Source organism: Microvirga tunisiensis (assembly GCF_009296175.1).
GTDB lineage: Bacteria > Pseudomonadota > Alphaproteobacteria > Rhizobiales > Beijerinckiaceae > Microvirga > Microvirga tunisiensis.
The window spans coordinates 25,813-45,834 of record NZ_VOSK01000012.1; the positions used below are offsets into that span (position 1 = coordinate 25,813).

Consider the following 20,022-nt stretch of genomic DNA (forward strand, 5'->3'; position numbering starts at 1 on the left):
CGTCCTCTGTCAGCCCGCCTGCTTCACACGCATGTACCACTCCACCAGGCGCCGGACCTGACGCTCGGTGTAGCCGCGCTCCATCATCCGCAGCACGAACTCGCCGTGCTTCTTCTCGGTCTCGCTGTCCTTCTTGGAGCCGAAGCTGATAACGGGCAGCAATTCCTCGACCTGCGAGAACATACGGCGCTCGATCACGTCGCGGATCTTCTCATAGCTCGTCCAGGACGGGTTGCGGCCATGATTGCCGGCCCTGGCGCGAAGCGAGAACTTCACCACCTCGTTGCGGAAATCCTTTGGATTGGCGATGCCTGCCGGCTTCTCGATCTTGGTCAGCTCCTGGTTCAGGAGCTCCCGGTTCAGGAGCTGGCCGGTATCGGGGTCCTTGAAGTCCTGATCCTCGATCCAGGCATCGGCATAGGCTACGTAGCGGTCGAAGAGATTCTGGCCGTAATCGTGGTAGGATTCGAGATAGGCCTTCTGGATCTCGTGGCCGATGAAATCGGCATAGCGCGGGGCCAGCTCGGCCTTGATGAACTCCAGATACCGCCGCTCCACATCCTGGGGCAGCTGCTCGCGCCGCAGGGATTGTTCGAGCACGTACATCAGATGGACCGGATCGGCCGCAACCTCGATGGTGTCGTGGTTGAAGGTGGCAGAGAGAACCTTGAAGGCAAAGCGGGTCGAGACACCGTCCATGCCTTCGTCGACGCCGGCGGAATCCTTGTATTCCTGCAGGCTACGCGCACGGGGATCGACCTCGCGCAGACTCTCACCGTCATAGACCCGCATCTTAGAGTAGAAATTCGAGTTCTCGTGCGCCCGGAGCCGCGACAGAACCGAGAACCGTGCCAGCATTTCCAGCGTAGCTGGAGCGCAGGGCGAACCCGCAAGTTCCGAGCCGCGGATCAGCTTCTCGTAGATCTTCTGCTCTTCCGTGACCCGCAGGCAATAAGGCACTTTGATCACGTAGATGCGATCAATGAAGGCCTCGTTGTTCTTGTTGGCCCGGAAAGTCTGCCATTCCGCCTCGTTGGAATGGGCCAGAATGATGCCGGTGAATGGTATGGACCCGATATTCTCCGTGCCGACGTAGTTCCCCTCCTGTGTAGCCGTCAAAAGGGGATGAAGCATCTTGATCGGCGCCTTGAACATCTCGACGAATTCGAGAATGCCCTGGTTGGCGCGGTTCAGGCCGCCGGAATAGCTGTAGGCATCGGGATCGGCCTGGGACAGAGTCTCGAGCTTGCGGATGTCGACCTTGCCGACGAGGGACGAAATATCCTGGTTGTTCTCGTCGCCCGGCTCCGTCTTGGCAACGGCGATCTGCCGCATGCGGGACGGATTGATCTTCACCACACGGAATTTGGAAATGTCGCCCCGGAACTCATCGAGCCGCTTGATGGCCCAAGGACTCAGAAGATTGGTCAGGCGCCGTTGGGGAATGCCATAGCGCTCCTCCAGCACGGAACCCATATGTTCCGGGTCGAAGAGCCCGAGCGGACTCTCGAAGACCGGGCTGATCTCGTCGCCCGCCTTCAGAACATAGATGGGATTAACCTCCATCAGAGATTTCAGGCGCTCGGCGAGGGAGGACTTGCCGCCGCCGACGGGGCCCAGCAGGTAGAGGATCTGCTTGCGTTCTTCCAGGCCTTGAGCGGCGTGGCGGAAGAAGCTCACGATCATCTCGATCGTCTCTTCCATTCCGTAGAATTCGGAAAAGGCCGGATAAACCCGGATCGTGCGGTTCATGAAGATGCGGCCGAGGCGCGCGTCCTTTGACGTATCGACAAGCTGGGGCTCGCCGATGGCTGCCAAGATGCGCTCGGGAGCGCTCGCATACATCATGGGATCGTTGCGGCACCCTTCCAGGTAGTCCGCCAGGGACATCTCCGCCTCGCGGCGGTTTTCATAGGTCTTCAAGAAACTCGAGAACAGGTCGTCGGAATGAAGCATGGCGCCACCGAAATCCAATCCCTCTCAGAGACAACTATTGTGCACCGCTAAGGTTGCCCAGACCATGCGATACTATGATGCGGTCGAAATGATGCGGCGTACTCCTTTTGTCATGGCGGAGAAAAAGCAGGTCGCGACAGGCTCGGTTCTGTTCGGGTTGAACCGTGCGACTTGAAACTATGCCCGCCCTCAACAACTAGCCTCGCGGATTGCGGGCATGACAGCAAGTTAAAGTTGCTCACAGATACTCGAAATCCACTGTGCCGCATTGCCGCCTACGCATGATGTGATGATCTGCTGCGGGGGGCTGCAAGGCTTTCACCGGCAGGCAATCCATCAATTGAGCGTTACCGTCATTAAATCGCAGCGGTTCTTAACCAAGGCTGAATCCGGCTCCGCATTCATTGGAAAAGCCGATTCAAAGCCCCTGCTCGGCCGACCTTCCCGAACAAACATTCGGTCCATCGGTTGACGCCGGCCTGATCGAACCTATCGTCTGTTGCGCTTGAGTGCTCGGCAGGGTCATCGCGCTGTGGCAAGACCTGCTCCGTCCCACCACGACCGACAATTCGGAGAACTTTCCCGTGATCAAAGCTTTCGGCTACGCCGCCCAGGATGCGGCCACCCCTCTGGCCCCCTTCAGCTTCGAGCGTCGGGACCCCCGCGAAACCGACGTTCAGATCGAGATTCTTTACTGCGGCGTCTGCCATTCCGATCTGCACACCGCCCGTGCAGAATGGGGTGGCACTCTCTACCCCTGTGTGCCAGGGCACGAGATCGTCGGCCGCGTCACGCGCGTCGGACCGGGTGTGCAGAAGTTCAAGGAGGGCGATCTTGTCGGCGTCGGCTGCATGGTCGATTCCTGCCGCACCTGCCGCAGTTGTCGCGAGGGCTTGGAGCAGTACTGCGAGGTCGGCTTCACCGGCACCTATAACGGCCCGGAGCAGGGCACGGGCGCCAATACCTATGGCGGATACTCGAACACCGTCGTTGTCGACGAGAGCTTTGTCCTGAAGGTGCCGGAGGGAATGGACCTGGCCGCCGCAGCGCCTCTTTTATGTGCAGGGATTACCACCTTTTCCCCCCTGCGCCGCTGGCGCGTGCAGCCTGGCCACAAGGTGGGCGTAGTCGGCCTCGGCGGCCTCGGCCATATGGCCGTCAAGCTCGCCCGGGCCATGGGCGCGCATGTGGTGCTGTTCACCACCTCGCCCAACAAGCGGGAGGACGCACTCGCCCTCGGCGCGCATGAGGTGGTCGTGTCCAAGGATCCGGAGGCCATGAGCGCGCACCGGAACAGCTTCGACTTCATTCTCGACACCGTTGCCGCGCCGCACGACCTCGACAGCTACCTCGTACTTCTTGCCCGCGACGGGGCCATGGTGCTGGTGGGCGCTCCGGCCGAGCCGCACCCTGCCACGACGGTGTTCAACCTGATCATGAAGCGACGCCAGCTCGCCGGCTCTTTGATCGGCGGCATCGCCGAGACGCAGGAAATGCTCGATTTCTGCGCCCAGCACGGCATCACCGCGGAGATCGAGATCATCCCGATCCAGCAGATCAACGAAGCCTATGAACGGATGCTCAAGAGCGATGTGAAGTACCGCTTCGTCATCGATATGGCGTCGCTGAATCAGGAGGCAGCGGCTTAAGCCTCACGGCACGCTTTCGATGCTGGTCTACGGGGATGTCGAGCACACCGAGACGGTAGGAGCCAAGCAGGCTTCAATCCGGGACGTCCTGTCGGAGATCCATTCCATGCCGCCCGGAATCGAGCGGCATGGAACGCTTGTGACGGCGTTCATCGGTACCGGCGAACTCGTCCAGGGTTTGATCGACGCCGAGTTTCAGGCGCGCGGCTTCGATACGCTCTCCGACGCCCATCAAAATGGCATGGAATGCCTCTCCCTTCTTGCCTCTGCCATCGAGCGATCGTGGCGAAGCGAGTTCAAGGAAGGCTCCTTGCCGCAGGATTTCCTCGAAAAGCTCCTCAGTTTCGATCCATCCCGTACAATCTGCACCAGGCAGGCGGAAGGCTATGCCTTCTACGCTCTCTATCCGGAATGCTATCTGGAAGCGGCCAAGGCTTCGGGTTTGGGCGCGAATACCCGGGTCGTCGGCATCCGCAGCATCGGCACGGGCCTCAGCACCCTCGTCGCCGCCGCCATCGGCGCTCCGGCCCCTTTCACGCTTCGCCCGATCGGTCATCCTTTCAAGCGCGAGGTGAAGGTCGATTCGACACTTACGAAGACGCTGGCGGCAGACCCGGACAGGTCCTTCGCCATCGTCGACGAGGGGCCCGGCCTATCCGGCAGCTCGTTCGGGGCTGTGGCCGACTGGCTCGAAGGGGCCGGTGTGGCGCGCCAGAGGATTCATTTCTTCCCAAGCCACGATGGCCCGCTCGGACCACAGGCCGGCACCCGCCATCGGGAGCGATGGAGCAGTGCTCCACGCCACATCCATACCATGGATGACCTCCTGCTTCGCGGATTGCCCCCTCACCATCTTGCCGCCTGGGTGGAAGACCTGATCGGCCCGCTGGACGGACCGCTCGAGGACCTTTCGGGCGGGGCATGGCGTTGGCATCGCTATCAGGACGAGGCGAGTTGGCCGCCGTCCAATCCCCAGCAAGAGCGCCGGAAATTCCTGGTGTCGACCGATGGCGCGCCGTGGCTGGTGAAATTTGCAGGCTTGGGAGAGACCGGGACCAGGAAGCTCTGGATGGCCCGGCACCTGCACGAGGCAGGCTTCGCACCGGAAGTCGCGGGCTACCGCCATGGCTTTCTCGTGCACCGCTGGCATGAAGATGCGCGAAGCCTCGACCAGGTAGCTTTCGATCGCGATCAACTTATCGATCAGGTCGGAGCGTATCTGGGTTTTCGCGGCCGTCATTGTCCCGCATCCGGGCATCAGGGCGCATCCTTGGGCGAGTTGCGCCACATGGCGGTCTACAACACCCGGCAGGCTCTGGGGGACGATCCAGGCTCAGCCCTGGACCGATCCTTGCCGCATCCAGACGATCTGGATGGCAAAGTACGCCGGGTCTGCACCGACAACCGGATGCACGCATGGGAGTGGCTGGTTTACGACCACCGCCTCATCAAGACCGACGCGCTGGATCACAGCGCAGCCCATGACCTGATCGGATATCAGGACATCGGCTGGGACATTGCCGGAGCCATCGTCGAGTTGGGTCTCTCGGAGGAGGAAGCCACCCGGCTTTGCGCCATCGTCGAGCGGACGAGCGGTCACCCCGTTTCCCGCGAACTGCTGGCCTTCCTGCTTCCCTGTTATTGCGCCTTCCAAATGGGCGCTCACCTCATGGCTGCAGCCGCGCTTGGAGGTGAGGAAGAGGCTCGCCTGCGCAAGGCAGCCAATCGCTACGGCCGCCTTCTGCAGCGGTATGAGGACTGAATCCGCAGACCTGAATCCTAGCGCATCCTGCGGACAAGCGGCCCGGCCTCCCTGCCGAACGATGGACCATTGAAGGGACTGAGCACCGGACGGATCCCAAGAGCGGTGTCCTCTTTGGGTTCGGGACTCCGGCAGGAACAAGGGAAAGTTCCTGCCCGTTAACGGCCAAGTCAACACTTCAGCGGTGGCGGGACGTTTCACCCGTCAGGATTGGTCCTTGCATGTTCTCCGAGACAGGGCGGCTTTTGAAGGCGGCATTCGCAGGCTGGTGGAACGACCGCGCCATGAGCCTTGGCGCCTCCATCGCCTTCTTCACCGTCTTCTCCCTTGCCCCCATGCTGCTAGCTGCCATTGCCGTTGCAGGACTGGCTTTCGGGCGGGACGCGGCACAGGGTGCCATCGTCGGCGAGCTCGGCGGCCTGATCGGAACCAATGAGGCGTCAGCCCTTGAAGCGATGATCGCCAGCGCCAGCAATGTGGGCTCCGGCATCCTCGGCACCGCAATCGGCATCGTGACCTTTCTTCTGCTGGTCACCGGAGCCGTAGTGGAACTGCAGGACAACCTGAACATCATCTGGAAGGCAAAGCCGCCGGCGAATTTCGGCATCCTGAGCTTCGTCCGCACCAGGCTCGTCAGCCTCGCTCTGGTGCTGGGAATCGGCTTTCTGCTGCTGGTGTCGCTCGTCATTGATACAGGCCTGACGGCTGTCGGACACTATCTCGAGGCGAATTTCTCGGGTGCCACCATCATCCTGCGCTTCCTAAACAGTCTCGTCGCCTTCGCCGTCGCGACCCTTCTGTTTGCGATGATGTTCAAGCTCCTGCCGGCCGTGGACCTGCGATGGAGCGATGTGTGGACCGGCTCCCTGGTCACCGCCCTCCTGTTCACCCTCGGCAAGTTTCTGATCGGGTATTATCTCGGCAAGAGCAACGTCGCGTCGAGCTACGGTGCCGCCGCCTCCATCATCACGATCCTGCTCTGGATCTATTATTCGTCCCTGATCCTGCTCTTCGGCGCCGAATTCACGAAGGCCTATGCCGAGAGCCGCGGGAGTCTGGGCTCGGGGCACAGCACGGAGCCTCGACAAGAAACGAGCCAGGAGATCCCGGCTCGTTCCCTGTAGGCGATGGCTTGAGGCCTACTCGGCCGCCTGCTCCATGGCGGGGGCGGTCGGGACATCGCGCATGCCGCCCAAAACCTCCTCGGCCGAGGCCTTGTAGTTCTTCACGGAGCTCGTCCACTGGCCCCAGACATTCGGGTCGATCTTGTCGCCGTTCCTGCCGAGGTTCTGCAGGCGGCGCTTATCCTCGTCGGTCAGGACTTGCTTCGGCAGCGGCGGGAGGCTGCGGACATCGTCGGCCGTGATGCCGAGAATCTCTCCGACGCGGTTCCCATAATCGTCATGCACCATCAGGAAATGCCACACCATGCGCTCCTGCACGTCATGCTCGCACTGGCTTAAGAGCGTGCCCATGTTGAGGACGAGATCGTCACGCTCCCAGTCCATCATGGTGCAGTAGCGCCCCCTTGCATGGATGTAGTCGTTGCGCCGCTCGATGACGCTGCGGGTCAGCCGTCCGCGGATCTCGGGCGGGTTGTTCGGCTCCTCTCGGGACGCCTCATGCAGGCCGTTATGGATCGATGGCTCGAAGTTCACGTGCGGGTTCTGCCCCGGCGCCAGATCGCGGCGGAAGGACATCTGCCCACCGTTCAGGTTGGTGGACACCTTGGCGTTCTTGGCTTGGTTCACCGGCAGCTGCAAGTAGTTCGTGCCAACGCGATAGCGCTGCGTGTCGGAATAGGAGAAGGTACGGCCCACCAGCATCTTGTCGTCGGAGAAGTCGAGCCCGTCCACCAGCACGCCGGTGCCCATGGCGATCTGCTCATTCTCGTTGAAGTGATCCTCCACATTGCGGTTCAGGGTCATGACGCCCACGTGCCTTAAGGGAAAATCCTTCTCCGGCCAGATCTTGGTGTCATCCAGCGGATCCCATTCGAGTTCCGGGTGATCGTGGTCTTCCATGATCTGCACGGACATGTCCCATTGGGGATACTCGCCACGCTCGATCGCCTCATAGAGGTCCTTGGAAGCCGAGCCGAGATCCTGCCCCTGCACCCTGGCCGCCTCCTCCGCCGTCAGGCTGGCCAACCCGCAACGCGGATGGAAGTGATATTTCACTAGGACGGTGTCACCCTGGGCGTTGACCATCTTGTAGGTGTTGACGCCAAAGCCTTCCATATGCCGGTAGCTCGCCGGGATGCCGCGCGGGCTGAACAGATGGGTCAGCATGTGCATGGATTCGGGCGTCTGGCTCATGAAGTCGAAAATGCGGTTCGGCTCCTGACGGAAGGTGATGGGATCCGGCTTCAGGGAGTGGATGACATCTGGAAACTTGATGGCATCGCGAATGAAGAAAACTGCCAGGTTGTTACCAACCAGATCCCAATTGCCGTCCTCCGTGTAGAACTTCACCGCAAAGCCGCGCGGATCGCGTGCAACCTCGGAGGAATCGCGCCCGCCGATCACGGTCGAGAAGCGGATGGCGAGTGGAGTCTTCTTGCCGGCGGTCTGGAACAGCTTGGCCCTTGTGTACTTGGAGGCCGGCTCGTCACCGATCTTTCCGGTGACCTCGAGCTCGCCATAGCACACGAAGCCGCGGGCATGGACGACGCGCTCAGGAATACGCTCACGGTCGAAATGGGTGATCTTCTCGAGGAATTGGTAGTTCTCCAGCGTGGCCGGGCCGCGACTTCCCACGGTGCGCTGGGACTGATTGTCGGTGATGGGATGACCCTGCCTGTTCGTCAGGACTCGATCGGACGTTCCCGACGGTGCGTTAGGGTTCTTGGCCATGGCGATCTCCCTTGAATGACCGGATGATTGCAACGCGCCCCCGACCACATCGTAAGGACCTACGGCAATCAGCGCCAATCGATAATCTTGCGATGCATGATCAGATTATCTGATTGAGAGCTGCTCGCGGAAAGGAGCGTGTTTGCGGAGGCAACATCCGTAAAAGGCAATGGTTGCGCGTCTCACACAGATGTGGCGCGGGAACCGGTTCGATGCGGCTCAGGCCAGGGGATCGGTTTTCTCAAATACACTCGGTCGAGTCCATTGCCCTGGCTAGCACCGGTTGAGAGCAGGCTTTCAGCGAAAGATACGGTCGCCCTGCTCGTCGATGATCTGCTTGCCCTTGGTAATCGCGAAATTGGCGGCCTCGTCCTTGCTGGGATGGGTCTCGGCCCGTACGAAGCGATGCTCCTTCATGCCGGTCTCGAAATCCTTTTCGATCATGCCCGCCGTCTGGTATCCGCCCTTGGCGGAGTAAGGCGCCGGCCGGATCCGAAACCCCTTGTATTCCACGGCCTCGGCAACGGGCTCCTCACGCTCGCCTGCACTGCCTCCGCCTGCTAGACGGCTCCAGAGGTCTTTTAGGATCGATGCCATTGCTGCCACTGAACTAAGGTTGATTCGTGAAGCCGCAGCATAGCCGGGACAACGCAGAGGAGCGAATCCTCCAGGCGGTCCATCACGATCCGATGATCTGAGCGAGCTCCGCTTGCAAACGCCTTGACGCCATGCCTCCCGCAGCCAACTCTGACCGCCTGGTCTGGCTCAAGAGATACAGGGGTCCATCATGAAACTTCCTCTGTTCGCATTATGCCTCTCCGGGGCGCTCCTGACCGGCGGCATCGCCTTCGCCCATCATGGATGGGGCAACTATGATGCGGCCCGGCTCATGACGATCACCGGCAATGTCGAGCGGGCCGACTGGGAGAATCCCCATGTTATGCTGGCCGTGGCCTTCCAGGGCAAAAACTGGGATGCGGTGCTCGCGCCCCCGTTCCGCATGAGCGCTCGCGGGCTCGATCCCGACATGATCAAGCCTGGAACGCAGGTCAGGCTCGAAGGCTATCCCTCCACCCGCACAGAGACGGAAATGAGAGCGGAACGGATTGTCGTGAGCGGCAAGACCTACGAACTGCGCTAGGCCACCATGTATCTCGATCTCCTTGCCGCACTGGAGAGCTCCTGGCTCGGCCATGCGGGGCGTCATTCCGCGTGGCTGTACACGATCGCGAACCTGCTGCACGTCCTGGGAGCAGCCTTCGTCGTTGGCGGTATCGCGGTCTTCGACCTGAAGGTTCTGGCAGAGCACGGAAAGCACGCATGGCAGGTCGGGCGCTATGCCATTCCCCTGGCTGCCGCCGGTCTCGCGCTTCAGATTCCAACAGGAACGCTCCTCCTCGCGGTGGAGGCCCGTGCGCTCGGAGTGAACCCGGCTTTCTACCTGAAGCTCGCCTGCATTGCCCTGGGGCTCATCAACGTCGCCCTCTTTCACGCCCGCTTCGGAACGACCCTGCGCGCAGGCGCCTTGCCGCCGGAAGCCCGTGTCTATGCCCTTGTCTCCCTCATCGCCTGGATCGTCGCGCTCTTGGCAGGACGAATGATCGCCTATTTGTAGCTTGGCACGTGGCTTTCATTCATTTGATCATCCGCCCTTTCAGTGAGGTCCTTCATGCGCTTGCGGCTGGCGCTTTGCGGAATTGCCCTCTGCTGCGGCACCGCCTGGGCCAATCCGGGGGCGTCAACGGAGACCGTCGAGCAGGCCCTGTGCCGACTGATCGAGGGAGCCGCACGCACCCAGCAGATTCCACACGATCTGCTCACCAAGCTGATTTGGCAGGAAAGCTCGTTTCGCCCGCGCGTCGTCAGTCCGGCGGGCGCGCAGGGCATCGCTCAGTTCATGCCGGGCACGGCCCGGGAACGGGGCTTGGCCGATCCGTTCGACCCCGAGCAGGCCATTCCAAAGGCCGCTGAATTCATTGCCCATCTGGCAGAGCAATTCGGCAATCTCGGGCTTGCGGCGGCCGCCTATAACGGAGGGCCCGCACGGGTGACGTCCTGGCTCGCAGGCCAGGGAGGATTGCCTGCCGAGACCAGGAATTACGTGATCGCGGTAACGGGCCGATCCGCCGAGGAATGGGCAGCCGATGCCAAGGAGCAGAGAAATGCCGGCACCCGGAGTTCATCCGGGCAAAGCTGCCAGCAGATCGTCGCCACGCTCCGTATCCCCGGGCGTGGCGACACCCTCGAAGCGCCCTTTGCACCCTGGGGTGTTCAGCTTGCTGGCAACTTCTCGAAAGACCGAGCTCTCGCCACGTTCAGGCGCACGAGCCAAGCCTATGCTTCGCTCCTGAAGGATGTGCGGCCGATGATCATCGGAACGCGGCTGCGCTATCGCGGCACACGCACGTTCTATCGTGTCCGCGCACCGGCAGAAACGCGGCAGGCGGCGGAGCAATTATGCCGGAATATTCGCACGGCGGGCGGCAGCTGCATCGTACTGCCGAGTTAAAAAAGCCTGCACCACGCGAATGGTGCAGGCTTTTCTCGGAAGATCCTAAAGAGAACGCATGTCAGCGACGCTGGGGCCGGAGCGAACGAGCAAGCTCGCGGATGACGTTGTCCTCGATGTTGAGGTTCAGATCGTTGTCATCGCCGGCGTCGTCATCGCCCAGATCCGCATCGACCGGAGCAGCAGGCCTCGACAGAACGCCCCGTTGAGGCTGCGCCGTTCTCTCGTTGGCTTGCGCAGGAGCGGCCGGTGGCGCATTGCGCTGTCCTGTCCCGGCTTCTGCCGAGGCACGAGCGGGTGCATGCGGAGTATAACCGCGTGGGGCGGAGTACCGATTTTCGAGCGTATCGAGCAGGCTGTTGAGAGCCGCGTTCGACATCGGAACATCGGGCGCTTGGGGTGCGCCTTCCAACGCGATGGACCGATTCTGATAGGCCACTTCCGTCGTTACATCCGGACCGAACCAGGACAGAGGACGGAAATCCCTGGCCTCTTCGTCGCTCTCGAACGGGACAGAGATCAGGTCCAAGGGTCCCGGCGTCACGAAGCGGACGATCTGAATGTCCCGTGTGCCGACAGTGAGATGGGTGAGCAGATAATCAAGCTTGCCGGGCGTGACATCGAGAAGCGCCTCGGCGTGAGCGCGCGGGACCTCTGTGCGCTCCTCGGTTGGCCCATTGGGTCCCGCATGAAGCAGAACGAGACTGCCCTTGTCGCCCTCCACAACCACGAAGGAGCTACGGTCAGCCTGATTGGGGAAGTGGCCTTCCGTGACACGATTGCCTCCTCTGTCCTTGCGGATCAGACGCGCAAGCGAAGAAGCAATAAAATAACGTCGGGAAGTAACCATATTAAGTTCTCTACTAATGAAGGAGCGCCACTCACCGGCTCGCAGAACTAGCAGCATTCATTTTCAATAGAACGAAGTTGCAATTCATTTTTCCGCGCCGACAAGCATGGACTTGAACGCAACAATGTTTTGCCGCTGCAGGAGTTTGAGCCTGTAAGTATAAGTTCTCTTGGATGCCTATGATGGCGTTCCCATGGCAAAGTTCAATGGACAGAACAAAAAGCTGCCCGGGTTTTGTCGATAAAGTTAACGCTGGTTCGGAGTGCTATGCTGGCAGTGCTCTAGAATCTGAAAACATGCACCACTGCATTTCAGCAGGATCGTCGATCGCACGAATTCAGCTATTACATAAATTAATGGCCTCAGCATCTCGCAAATTGAGATGCTGAGGCCATGCGACGCGCATGAGTAATTGAATTACTCGCTCGACTTGGTCTTCGGCACATAAGGGCCGTTTCCGTCGAAGGTGTAGGCTGTCTTCACCGTGGTGTAGAATTCCTGCGCATAGCGGCCCTGTTCGCGCGGGCCATAGGACGAGCCCTTCCGGCCGCCAAACGGCACATGGTAGTCCACGCCCGCGGTCGGCAGGTTCACCATCACCATGCCGGCTTCCGCATTGCGCTTGAAATGAGAAGCGTATTTCAGGCTTGTGGTGCAGATGCCGGACGACAGACCGAACGGCGTGTCGTTGGAGAGCTCGAGCGCCTCGTCATAATCCTTCGCCCGGGTCACGGTCGCCACCGGTCCGAAGATCTCCTCACGCGCCACGCGCATCTGGTTGCTCACCTCCGTGAACAGCGCAGGTGCGAGATAGAAGCCGGGAGTGTCGCGCTTCAGGAGTTCGCCGCCGGCCACGAGCTTGGCGCCTTCCTCCTGGCCGATGCGGATATACTTCAGATCCTGATCGAGCTGGCTCTGGTCGACCACCGGGCCGATATGCGTGCCCGCCTTCAAGGCGTCATCGATGACGAGCCCTTGCATCCGCTCCTGCATGGCGGCCACAAACCGGTCGTGAATGCCGTCCGTGACGATCAGACGCGAGGAGGCGGTGCAGCGCTGGCCGGTGGAGAAGAACGCGCTGTTGACGGCACATTCCACAGCTACCTTCAGGTCGGCGTCGTCGAGCACCACCATCGGGTTCTTGCCGCCCATCTCCAGCTGAACCTTCTTCATCGGATCGGCGGTGATGCAGGTCTGGGCAACCTTGCGACCCGTCGGCACGGATCCGGTAAAGGAGATGGCGGAGACCTTGGGGCTGTTCAGCATGGCCTCACCCACCACGGAGCCGCGGCCCATCACCAGGTTGAACACGCCCGCGGGGACACCGGCCCGGATGATGATCTCGGAGAGCGCATGGGCCGAACCCGGCACGAGGTCGGCAGGCTTGAACACCACCGTGTTGCCGTAAGCGAGCGCCGGCGCGATCTTCCATGCCGGAATCGCGATGGGAAAGTTCCACGGCGTAATCAGGCCGACGACGCCCACCGGCTCGCGGGTGATCTCCACATCGACGAAGGGCCGCACGGACGGGACCTTCTCGCCGGCCATCCGGAGGCATTCGCCGGAGAAGAAGAGGAAGATCTGCCCGGCGCGGGTGACCTCGCCGATGCCTTCGGGCAGGGTCTTGCCCTCCTCGCGCGAGAGCAGGCGGCCGAGTTCCTCCTTGCGGGCGAGGATTTCGTCCCCGACAGCCTTGAGAATGTCGTGGCGCTGCTGGATCGAGGAACGCGACCAGGCCGGGAAAGCTTCATAAGCCGCGTCGATCGCTCGCTCAGCCTCCGCTACTGAGGCGCGGGCATATTCACCCACCACGTCGTTGGTGTTCGATGGATTGACGTTGGCCGATGCTTCCGTCGCCGAGAGCCACTCGCCCGCAATATAGTTCTTTGTCATCGTTAACCTGCCTGTCTGGTGTTGATGAGGCCCCGTTGGGCCAGGTTGGACATGAGAGCGCTGATGCCGAAGGTCCAAGGCTCGCATTCGGAGCTCGGCTTCATGCGGTTCACCAGCGCCCCAAGCTTCGGAGCGGCAATGGTAACGATGTCGCCCCGCTTGTGCGTGAACCCCATGCCGGAATCGTCCCGATCCTGTGTGGGTGCGAACATTGTTCCAAGGAAGAGTACGAACCCATCCGGGTACTGATGGTGGGGACCGACGGTTTGAGCGACAAGGTCCTCAGGATCGCGGCTGATCTTCGTGATCGACGACGAGCCTTCGAGCTTGAACCCGTCCTCGCCTTCCACCGTCAGCGTCACATTGGTCTGGCGCACATCGTCGAGGGAGAAGGTCTCGTCGAAGAACCGGATGAAGGGACCCACGGAGCAGGATGCGTTGTTGTCTTTCGCCTTCGAGAGAAGCAGAGCGGAGCGCCCTTCGAAATCGCGCAGGTTCACATCGTTGCCGAGCGTGGCGCCGACGATCTTGCCTTGAGCAGTGACGATCACCACCACCTCTGGCTCGGGATTGTTCCAGGTGGATTTGGGGTGAAGGCCGGCATCCATGAAGGCTCCGACAGCCGAGAGAGTTGGCGCCTTGGTGAACACCTCCGCATCCGGACCGATTCCGACCTCGAGATACTGGCTCCACGCTCCTTGAGCGACGAGAACGTCCTTCAGGGCCATAGCTTCGGGTGACCCGGGCTTGAGCCGGCTCAGGTCGTCGCCCACGAGCCGCAGAACCTCGGCCCGGATAGCTGCTGCGGCGCTGGCATCGCCCCGCGCTCGCTCCTCGATAACACGCTCCAGCATGGAAACTGCAAAGGTGACGCCGGCCGCCTTGATGACCTGAAGATCGATAGGAGCCAGAAGCCATGGCTTTGACCCGTCCCGACTGTCCGGCGCGGTATTACCCACGATCTCTTCGAGAGATCCGATTCTCTCGCCTCGAGCCGACCTCACCATGCCGGCTGGATTATCCTTGGCGGCAAGCCCGCTCACCGTTGAACAGGTGGAGGAAATATCGAAGAGACCATCCTCCCGAACTGCGGCCACGGAAGGTCCGATTCCAGGGCGCCAGACGCGCCCGACAAGGGCTCCTTGGAACCCGTCGGCTGGCAGGATTCGGGCAATGTTCGTCGAAGACAGATGGTCCATCGGCTGGCGCTCACTTTCCGTTGAGGGCCGCTTCCCGCCCTCTTCCCTAGAGCATCGCCCCGACGGGTCCGATGCTCCTTCTTTTGAAGGACGCGTCGTGCGGAAAGCCGGATCCCCTTTTCCCGCACGATGCCCTCGTGCGCCCTTGATATAGCCACCAAGACGCGAGCGGCTATAGGGAAAATGACTTTCGACCGGGGAAAGCTCGGAACAAACCTCGTCCGTCGTCCGTTGCGCAGCGCGGCTGAGAGGCCTCCATCCCTCGGAATCGGTGGGTGATCCACCTCTTGGACCGCAAGAGGTTCCGTTCCCGTCGACGAGGGAGTTAATCCGGCTTCGAAAGTGTGCTTTGTGCAGGCTGCGTGAAAGGAGTCCTATTCCATGGATGACCGCAAGCCTTCGAAAGCAGCAAGCCTCGACTCGCCGTCCTATCGACTGGCCGCAATGGACCAGGATTTTCTCCTCGGCGATTCCATGCGGGGCGTTCGGTTCATGCTGGAATATGCCAAGGCCGAGGAGAGCCTGCGTACCTGGGGTGTTCGCTCCACCATCGTCGTCTTCGGCAGCGCCCGGGTTCATGAGGACGGGCCGGGGAAGCACCCTTTCTGGTACGAGCAGGCCCGTGGCTTCGGCGCCATCGCGTCACAGCGGGGCGGCGCCCTGACCGTTACCAGCGGAACCCGGGACAACGTGATCGCCACCGGCGGCGGCCCCGGCATCATGGAGGCAGCCAACAGGGGCGCGTTCGATGTCGGTGCCCCCTCCATCGGCTTCAACATCACCCTGCCCCATGAGCAGGAACCCAATGCCTATTCGACCCCGGACCTGACCTTCCGCTTCCATTACTTCGCCATGCGCAAGATGCACCTGGCAATGCGGGCCAACGCCCTCGTGGTGTTTCCTGGCGGGTTCGGAACCCTGGATGAATTGTTCGAGATCCTGACCCTGCGCCAGACCGGTAAGGCCCCTCCCCTGCCGATCGTCCTCTTCGACAAGGCCTACTGGCAATCGGTCATCAAGTTCGATGCCTTGCTCGAACATGGCATGGTGAGCGAGCACGACCGCAAACTCGTCAATTTTGCCGACAGCGCCGAGGACGTGTGGACCGCCCTCATTGAGAACGGTCTCGTCGTGCAGACTCTGGAAAGAGATTCCGAGCAGGATTTCTGATCGAGGCGGCCCTGTCGAATTGAGTTGACAAAACCGGAGGGTTGAATTGTGATCGGTCCCATGGGGATTGCGATCTCCCCACGAGGCGACATGCCCAAGCATCGCATCCGCTCTGAACCATTACGGATGCAACCATGTCGTCGTTCAACACCATCTCGCCTGAAAAACTCGCGCGCCTTATCGGCATGCCGAAACGCCCTCTCCTCATCGATGTGCGCACCGATGATGACTTTGCCAGCGATCCTCGCCTGATCCCTGGTTCCAGCCGCCGATCATTCGAGACCGTTGCGGAATGGGCGCATGAACTTGCGGGCCATTCCGTTGTCGTGATCTGCCAGAAAGGCCTGAAGCTCAGCCACGGCGTGGCAGCTTGGCTGCGCCACGCCGGATCCTCGGCTGATTCCCTCGAAGGCGGAACGCTGGCCTGGGCGCAGGCCGGCTTGCCCATGGTCCCGGCAGACCGGATTCCAGCGCTCGATCGCCAAGGACGGACGATCTGGGTCACGCGCTCGCGCCCCAAGATCGACCGGATTGCCTGCCCCTGGCTGATCCGTCGCTTCGTCGACCCCGATGCCGTTTTCCTGTTCGTCCCGACCTCGGAGGTCCAGGGCGTGGCGGCACGCTTTTCAGCCACGCCTTTCGATATCGAAGGCGACGATGCCTTCTGGAGCCATCGTGGCGAGCTTTGTACCTTCGATGTCATGGTCGAGGAGTTCGGCCTCTCTACCGCTCCCCTGAAGCGCCTCGCCACCATCGTCCGTGGAGCCGATACGGCCCGGCCCGACCTGGCGCCGGAGGTGCCCGGGTTACTCGCCGCCTCGCTGGGCTTGTCACGGATGTACGCGGACGATCTCGCGCAGCTCGAGGCCGGGCTCATGCTCTACGATGCCTTCTATCGCTGGTGCCGCGATGCGACAGAAGAAACGCACAACTGGCCCTCGAAGAAGCCGGGGGGTCTGACGTGAGCGAGACTCTGCAGAACTCAGACCAGCCTATCGCTCAGGCCTTGCCCAGCCATGGAGTCTCGCTGGGTGAGGCCTTTCGCGTCTGGCTGCGTGTCGCGGCCCTGAGCTTCGGCGGGCCGGCTGGGCAGATCGCCGTGATGCATCGGATCCTGGTTGAGGAAAAGCGCTGGATTTCCGAGAGCCGGTTCCTCCACGCCCTCAACTACTGCATGCTGCTGCCGGGGCCGGAGGCGCAGCAGCTTGCCACCTATGTGGGCTGGCTCATGCACCGCACCCTCGGCGGCATCATGGCGGGCGGGCTGTTCATCCTGCCCGGCATCGTGGCCATCATGGGGTTGAGTTGGATTTATGCCCTCTACGGCAAGATCGGCATCGTTGCGGCGCTCTTCTTCGGCCTGAAGGCCGCCGTGCTCGCCATTGTGCTCGAGGCGGTCGTGCGGATCGGCAAGCGGGCGCTGAAGAACCGCATCCTGATCGGGATCGCTGCGGCAGCCTTCGTGGCGATCTTCTTTCTCGATGCGCCGTTTCCGTTGATCATTCTCGCTGCCGGGCTGATCGGCTTTTTCGGCGGGCGAGCGGGTCTCCCGCAGTTCCAAGCCGGCAACCATGGTAATGACGCGCAGGATAACGACAATCTCCTGGGGGAGCATCTTCCCGCCCACGCTTCTCCGAACATGGGACGAAGTGTACGTGTCGCCGCGATCTGGCTGACGCTCTGGCTCGTGCCGGTTTTGGCTCTCGTGCTGATCCTCGGGCGAGACTACGTCTTCAGCCAGATCGCGATCTTCTTCTCCAAGATGGCGATGGTCACCTTCGGCGGAGCTTACGCCGTTCTGGCCTATGTGGCTCAGCAGGCGGTCGAGACCTATGGCTGGCTGCAGCCCGGCGAGATGCTCGATGGCCTCGGCATGGCCGAGACCACACCGGGCCCGTTGATCATGGTGCTGCAATTCGTTGGCTTCATGGCCGCGTTCCGGGATGCCGGTGCGCTCCCGCCGCTTCTGGCGGGCACGCTCGGCGGACTCCTCGCCACATGGGTGACCTTCGCACCCTGCTTTCTCTGGATCTTCCTGGGGGCACCCTACATCGAGGTGCTCCGCGGCAACAGAGCCTTGAGCGGTGCCCTGTCCGCCATCACGGCCGCCGTCGTCGGTGTCATCCTGAACCTTGCGATCTGGTTCGGCATTCACACGATCTTCGGCAATGTTCAGGCGGTGGAATGGGGGCCGTTCAGTCTCGATGCGCCGGTATGGGAGAGCGTCAACGGATGGGCGCTGCTTCTCTCAGGAGCAGCCATCCTTGCCATGTTCCGTTTTCACGTCGGGATGCTGCCGACGCTTGCGGCAACATCCATTGCGGGACTTGTCCTTTACTGGACGGGGGTGATCGCTTGAAGAGGTGAGGCGGCCTCCCGCCTCACGCTCGTATCGAATCCGGCTCAGGTCGTAGAAGAAATCTGCCCGCCATCGACGCGCAGGATCGAGCCGGTCATGAACGAGGCCTTCTCGCTCGCGAGGAAGACGGCCGCTGCCGCGAATTCCTCGATCTCACCGTAGCGTCCTGCCGGAATGCCGGCGCGGGCGGCCTTCGCCACATCCTCAACGGAGCGACCGGTGCGCTCCGCATTGGCGGCATCGAGCTGCTTCAGGCGATCGGTGGCGATGCGGCCCGGCGCGATGGCGTTCACGGTGACGCCCGAGGACGCCACCTCGCTCGCCAGGGTCTTGCCCCAGCCTACGAGCGCGGGCCGAATGGCATTCGAGATTGCGAGATTGGGGATCGGCTGGATCACACCGGAGGAGATCACGGAAATGATGCGGCCGAACTTGCGCTCGATCATGCCGGGGAGAAGCTGATCGGCAATCCGCACGAGATTGACGAACATGGCCTCGAATGACTGGCGCCATTGGTCGGACGACACTCCTTGCGCCTTGCCGGGTGGCGGGCCACCGCTGTTGAGGACGAGGATGTCGACGCCGCCAAGCGCTCCCGTCACATCCTTGACCAACGCATCGACCTGATCGACCTTGCCGGTATCGCAGATGAAGGCCAGGACGTCCTTGCCGATCTTGTCGGCGGCAGCCTTCGAACCTCCCATCGTGCGGCTGGCAAGGGAGACGCGTGCGCCCTCCTCCGCCAAGCCTTGAGCGATCCCGAAGCCCAGCCCCTTGCTCGCGCCGAGAACGAGCGCGCGCTTTCCTTTCAACCCTGTTTCCATACGTGAAACTCCCCTTGTTGCATTACGAGCGCTCGATGCGCTCCATCAGCCATTCGATATCGGCAATGGTTTCCGGGCTCAGCTTCGGCCCGGGCTTGCGCAACGTGTCGGACGCGATGATGCCGCGTCGCTTCAAGACATACTTGCGTACGGCGAGACCGACTCCGGGCTGCGTCTCGTAGCGCACCAGCGGCAGGTGACGGTCGAAGAGATCGTGCGCCTCCTTCCGCTTGCCCTGATTGATGAGATTGACCACCCCCACCAGCATTTCGGGATAGGCGTAGCCGGTCATGGCGCCGTCGGCGCCGCGCTCCATCTCGAAGGGGAGGAACATGCCACCGTTACCGCAGAGAATCGACACGCGGCGCGCCTGACCGGCATCGCTCGCACGGCGCAGGGTCGTGATCTTGTCGAGTCCCGGCCAGTCCTCATGCTTGAGCATCACGCAGGAGGGATGCTGCTCGATGATCCGCAGGATCACCTTCGGCGTCATGACCACATTGGTCGTGAGCGGGTAATCCTGGATCACGAAGGGCACGTCCGTGCCGATGGCTTCCACCGCATCGGCGTAATAAGAGACGATCTGGTCGTCGGTCTTCAGGGTGGAGGGCGGCGCGATCATGACGCCGGCGGCGCCCGCATCCATCACCTTGGAGGAGAGGCCCGACATGGCGGCAAAGCCCGCGGCTGACACGCCGACGATCACGGGAACGCGTCCTGCCACCGTGGCGATCACCTGACGGGCAAAGGCAAGAGCTTCATCCGCCGCCAGCTTGGGCGCTTCGCCCATGATGCCGAGAATCGTCAGCCCGGTGGCACCGGCTTTCAGATAGGCTTCGACCATTCGGTCGGTCGAGGCAACATCCACGCGCCCGTCGCTCTCGAAGGGCGTGGGGCAGATGACATAGACGCCGGCGGCAGAACTCGTGAGCAAGGCTTCCTCCGTGACAAAGCGGGGCGAGAGGTCAGGGCCCCTCCATACACCCGCTTTCCGCC

General features: G+C 61.8%; 17 protein-coding genes. 9 read left to right on the forward strand and 8 right to left on the reverse strand.

The annotated features are described in order from the left end of the window. Positions 1–9: 9 nt before the first annotated feature. The gene (locus tag FS320_RS06210) at positions 10–1,956 is read right to left on the reverse strand and encodes a PrkA family serine protein kinase (RefSeq protein ID WP_152710222.1); all 1,947 of its coding nucleotides are present in this window, start codon (positions 1,954–1,956) and stop codon (positions 10–12) included. A gap of 584 nt (positions 1,957–2,540) precedes the next feature. Between FS320_RS06210 and FS320_RS06215 the strand changes: the two genes are divergently transcribed. The 3 genes from FS320_RS06215 (at position 2,541) to FS320_RS06225 (ending at position 6,491) form a co-directional block, all read left to right on the forward strand. Continuing rightward, entirely contained in the window at positions 2,541–3,605 is a 1,065-nt protein-coding gene (locus tag FS320_RS06215; protein WP_162002860.1) for a zinc-binding dehydrogenase, read from the forward strand. Positions 3,606–3,624: 19 nt separating this feature from the next. Next, the gene (locus FS320_RS06220) at positions 3,625–5,367 is read left to right on the forward strand and encodes a protein kinase family protein (RefSeq protein ID WP_152710223.1); all 1,743 of its coding nucleotides are present in this window, start codon (positions 3,625–3,627) and stop codon (positions 5,365–5,367) included. 221 nt (positions 5,368–5,588) lie between these two features. Continuing rightward, complete coding sequence (locus FS320_RS06225) at positions 5,589–6,491, forward strand: YihY/virulence factor BrkB family protein (protein WP_152710224.1); 903 nt, start codon at positions 5,589–5,591, stop codon at positions 6,489–6,491. A gap of 15 nt (positions 6,492–6,506) precedes the next feature. Here the strand turns inward: FS320_RS06225 and FS320_RS06230 are convergent, their stop codons facing one another. After that, positions 6,507–8,222 (reverse strand): catalase, encoded by a 1,716-nt coding sequence (locus FS320_RS06230; protein ID WP_152710225.1) that lies wholly within the window; start codon positions 8,220–8,222, stop codon positions 6,507–6,509. A gap of 297 nt (positions 8,223–8,519) precedes the next feature. Continuing rightward, entirely contained in the window at positions 8,520–8,819 is a 300-nt protein-coding gene (locus FS320_RS06235) for an HlyU family transcriptional regulator (protein WP_152710226.1), read from the reverse strand. A gap of 190 nt (positions 8,820–9,009) precedes the next feature. On the opposite strand from FS320_RS06235, the gene FS320_RS06240 reads away from it, so the two are divergent. From FS320_RS06240 to FS320_RS06250, 3 genes are read left to right on the forward strand one after another with little or no spacing between them, the layout of a single operon-like run. After that, on the forward strand, positions 9,010–9,363 hold the full coding sequence (locus FS320_RS06240; protein ID WP_152710227.1) for a DUF6152 family protein: 354 nt from the start codon (positions 9,010–9,012) through the stop codon (positions 9,361–9,363). A gap of 6 nt (positions 9,364–9,369) precedes the next feature. Next, entirely contained in the window at positions 9,370–9,837 is a 468-nt protein-coding gene (locus FS320_RS06245) for a hypothetical protein (protein ID WP_152710228.1), read from the forward strand. A 54-nt stretch (positions 9,838–9,891) separates the two neighbouring features. Beyond that, complete coding sequence (locus tag FS320_RS06250) at positions 9,892–10,731, forward strand: lytic transglycosylase domain-containing protein (protein WP_152710229.1); 840 nt, start codon at positions 9,892–9,894, stop codon at positions 10,729–10,731. A 61-nt stretch (positions 10,732–10,792) separates the two neighbouring features. Here the strand turns inward: FS320_RS06250 and FS320_RS06255 are convergent, their stop codons facing one another. The 3 genes from FS320_RS06255 to FS320_RS06265 all read right to left on the reverse strand — a co-directional run bounded on the left by FS320_RS06255 (position 10,793) and on the right by FS320_RS06265 (position 14,673). After that, complete coding sequence (locus FS320_RS06255; RefSeq protein WP_152710230.1) at positions 10,793–11,581, reverse strand: CYTH domain-containing protein; 789 nt, start codon at positions 11,579–11,581, stop codon at positions 10,793–10,795. A 417-nt stretch (positions 11,582–11,998) separates the two neighbouring features. Then, positions 11,999–13,474, reverse strand: coding sequence for an aldehyde dehydrogenase family protein (locus FS320_RS06260; protein WP_152710231.1), 1,476 nt, complete (start codon positions 13,472–13,474; stop codon positions 11,999–12,001). Between the two features lie 2 nt (positions 13,475–13,476). Next, positions 13,477–14,673, reverse strand: a complete 1,197-nt coding sequence (locus tag FS320_RS06265; protein ID WP_152710232.1) for a fumarylacetoacetate hydrolase family protein — start codon at positions 14,671–14,673, stop codon at positions 13,477–13,479. A 381-nt stretch (positions 14,674–15,054) separates the two neighbouring features. Between FS320_RS06265 and FS320_RS06270 the strand changes: the two genes are divergently transcribed. The 3 genes from FS320_RS06270 (at position 15,055) to chrA (ending at position 18,202) form a co-directional block, all read left to right on the forward strand. Continuing rightward, complete coding sequence (locus FS320_RS06270; RefSeq protein WP_152710233.1) at positions 15,055–15,843, forward strand: LOG family protein; 789 nt, start codon at positions 15,055–15,057, stop codon at positions 15,841–15,843. 134 nt (positions 15,844–15,977) lie between these two features. Then, positions 15,978–16,808: a chromate resistance protein ChrB domain-containing protein gene (locus FS320_RS06275; RefSeq protein ID WP_152710234.1), complete on the forward strand. Its 831-nt coding sequence runs from the start codon at positions 15,978–15,980 to the stop codon at positions 16,806–16,808. Continuing rightward, a complete protein-coding gene (gene chrA, locus FS320_RS06280; protein ID WP_338105301.1) occupies positions 16,805–18,202 on the forward strand; it encodes a chromate efflux transporter in 1,398 nt (465 codons plus the stop codon). Before FS320_RS06275 ends, chrA begins: the two co-directional genes overlap by 4 nt. Before the next feature lie 44 nt (positions 18,203–18,246). On the opposite strand, the gene FS320_RS06285 is transcribed toward chrA, so the two are convergent. Both FS320_RS06285 and FS320_RS06290 read right to left on the reverse strand, forming a co-directional pair. Next, positions 18,247–19,026 (reverse strand): SDR family oxidoreductase, encoded by a 780-nt coding sequence (locus tag FS320_RS06285; protein ID WP_152710235.1) that lies wholly within the window; start codon positions 19,024–19,026, stop codon positions 18,247–18,249. A gap of 22 nt (positions 19,027–19,048) precedes the next feature. Continuing rightward, on the reverse strand, positions 19,049–19,960 hold the full coding sequence (locus FS320_RS06290; RefSeq protein WP_152710236.1) for a dihydrodipicolinate synthase family protein: 912 nt from the start codon (positions 19,958–19,960) through the stop codon (positions 19,049–19,051). Positions 19,961–20,022 lie beyond the last annotated feature (62 nt).

What these genes read in the sequence shown, in the direction of transcription:
- FS320_RS06240 (WP_152710227.1), top strand. Translation starts at nt 9,010, where the DNA reads ATGAAACTTCCTCTGTTCGCATTATGCCTCTCCGGGGCGCTCCTGACC.
- FS320_RS06220 (WP_152710223.1), top strand. Translation starts at nt 3,625, where the DNA reads ATGCTGGTCTACGGGGATGTCGAGCACACCGAGACGGTAGGAGCCAAG.
- FS320_RS06260 (WP_152710231.1), bottom strand. Translation starts at nt 13,474, where the DNA reads ATGACAAAGAACTATATTGCGGGCGAGTGGCTCTCGGCGACGGAAGCA.
- FS320_RS06210 (WP_152710222.1), bottom strand. Translation starts at nt 1,956, where the DNA reads ATGCTTCATTCCGACGACCTGTTCTCGAGTTTCTTGAAGACCTATGAA.
- FS320_RS06225 (WP_152710224.1), top strand. Translation starts at nt 5,589, where the DNA reads ATGTTCTCCGAGACAGGGCGGCTTTTGAAGGCGGCATTCGCAGGCTGG.
- FS320_RS06285 (WP_152710235.1), bottom strand. Translation starts at nt 19,026, where the DNA reads ATGGAAACAGGGTTGAAAGGAAAGCGCGCGCTCGTTCTCGGCGCGAGC.
- FS320_RS06235 (WP_152710226.1), bottom strand. Translation starts at nt 8,819, where the DNA reads ATGGCATCGATCCTAAAAGACCTCTGGAGCCGTCTAGCAGGCGGAGGC.
- FS320_RS06245 (WP_152710228.1), top strand. Translation starts at nt 9,370, where the DNA reads ATGTATCTCGATCTCCTTGCCGCACTGGAGAGCTCCTGGCTCGGCCAT.
- FS320_RS06265 (WP_152710232.1), bottom strand. Translation starts at nt 14,673, where the DNA reads ATGGACCATCTGTCTTCGACGAACATTGCCCGAATCCTGCCAGCCGAC.
- FS320_RS06255 (WP_152710230.1), bottom strand. Translation starts at nt 11,581, where the DNA reads ATGGTTACTTCCCGACGTTATTTTATTGCTTCTTCGCTTGCGCGTCTG.
- FS320_RS06250 (WP_152710229.1), top strand. Translation starts at nt 9,892, where the DNA reads ATGCGCTTGCGGCTGGCGCTTTGCGGAATTGCCCTCTGCTGCGGCACC.
- FS320_RS06270 (WP_152710233.1), top strand. Translation starts at nt 15,055, where the DNA reads ATGGATGACCGCAAGCCTTCGAAAGCAGCAAGCCTCGACTCGCCGTCC.
- FS320_RS06275 (WP_152710234.1), top strand. Translation starts at nt 15,978, where the DNA reads ATGTCGTCGTTCAACACCATCTCGCCTGAAAAACTCGCGCGCCTTATC.
- FS320_RS06230 (WP_152710225.1), bottom strand. Translation starts at nt 8,222, where the DNA reads ATGGCCAAGAACCCTAACGCACCGTCGGGAACGTCCGATCGAGTCCTG.